This is a genomic window from Synechococcus lacustris str. Tous, from assembly GCF_003011125.1.
Classification (GTDB): domain Bacteria; phylum Cyanobacteriota; class Cyanobacteriia; order PCC-6307; family Cyanobiaceae; genus Synechococcus_D; species Synechococcus_D lacustris.
In genome coordinates this window covers 1-1,474 of the sequence record NZ_PXVC01000182.1, presented here as the reverse complement: position 1 = coordinate 1,474, position 1,474 = coordinate 1, and the positions used below count along the sequence as shown (strand labels likewise).

General features: G+C 61.1%; 1 protein-coding gene. It reads right to left on the bottom strand.

What is annotated here, in order from left to right; genetic code table 11:
- Nucleotides 1-1,474: restriction endonuclease subunit S (locus C7K08_RS14085; RefSeq protein ID WP_106501134.1), on the bottom strand; the 1,474-nt coding region annotated here is incomplete at both ends.

Below are 1,474 nucleotides of genomic sequence, written 5' to 3'. Positions count from 1 at the left end.
GTGCTGCGGTTGCATGCTCGTCGGGTGGCCCGTTGGCGGCCCAGGCTCCAGCGGGTAGCGCAGCCCCATCGAGCTGCAAGGCCGGCAGCGTGGTGGGCTTGCTCGCTCGCTGGGTTCGAGGTCGGCCACGCGGAGCCTTCGCCGCTGTGATAGGTGCCGAGGAAATGCGCTGGAGCAGGACGCTGGCGGGTTCGTCGTTCGGATCCTGCTGCACCAGTTCGCCGCGGAAGGCCTTGGCAAGAGTCAGCGGGGTGAGACGTCGTACTTGCGCGACCGCGGCGGCGTGCCGAGCTTCGATGTGGTCGGCAAGCATGAAGAGGGCGTCGACGCGCCGGACGATCTCGGCTTGCTCGTCTGTAGGTGCAATCGGAATCGGAGCGAGCCTGACTTCCGACAGATTCAGCACCGGCATGTCCATTCCGCGATGCTGCGAGCGCAACCATTCCTGGACCGCTGGTGACTGGAGCGCATATGCCAAGAACTTTGGCGATACGCCCTCCCGCGGGCGCAGGCGCGCAACACTGCGGGAGATGTTCGAGCCTTCAAGTTCGTCAGGCACGACCGCAACCTTCAATGCTCGGATAATGCCCAGGAGGACGTCGCCCTTTCGAATCGACGATCTTTGGTAGCTATTGGCAATTTCTTCGCTCGTATGGGACAAGCTCTGTATTTGGATACGTCCATTTACGATATCGGTTATCTGCACATAGCGAATGCCATCGGCCAACTTCGGGCCAGGTTGCACGATCCCGTAGACGATGCCCGCTTCGGGCTGAACTGCGTTTCGGGCCAGCACAATGCGCCAGCTACTCGGCACCGAGACCGGTGATCCGCTCTGAGTCGCATCGCCCAAGTCGCCTTCAATAAATGCCGGCAAGCGGTCGTGCCGAGCTTCGGTATCACGCCATTCAGCGGTCAACGAACCACACATTGCCGCAGTCAGGACGCTCTGCCTAAACCGCTTGAGCAACGCCGGAATGGCGTCCAGGCGGTCGTTGCAGGCTTGGATGCGGGCCAGCAGGGTGTCGAGTTGGTCGGCGATGCGGGTTTGTTCTTTCAGCGGTGGCAGAGGAAGAACGCGCTCACTCAAATATTCCTTGGGTACTCGTTTGTGGCCCACGGAGCCCGTCATCCGAGTGGCGCCTTCGTTCGCGAAGTCGCTGGTTTTGAGGAACGCCAGCAAGTAACGCGATTCGATGACGCCCGATTGAGGCCGACAGACGAAGTATTCGGTGCTGCCAGCGCCAACACCATTCGGTAACCCGCGGGCCAACCCAGCCTTGCCGTTTTCGAAGCACGGTGTGATCTTCGCCAGCAGCACGTCGCCATCGCGAAAGTGGCTATAGCCCCGCTTCACCTCTGCCCACGGCCTCGGCTGAAACGCGAAAGCATCCAAGTACGACTTTCCGAGCAATGCCATCGGGACAAATCCAACCAGTGTGGTGTCGGCCAGGTCGGTCGTTTTGGGATTGAG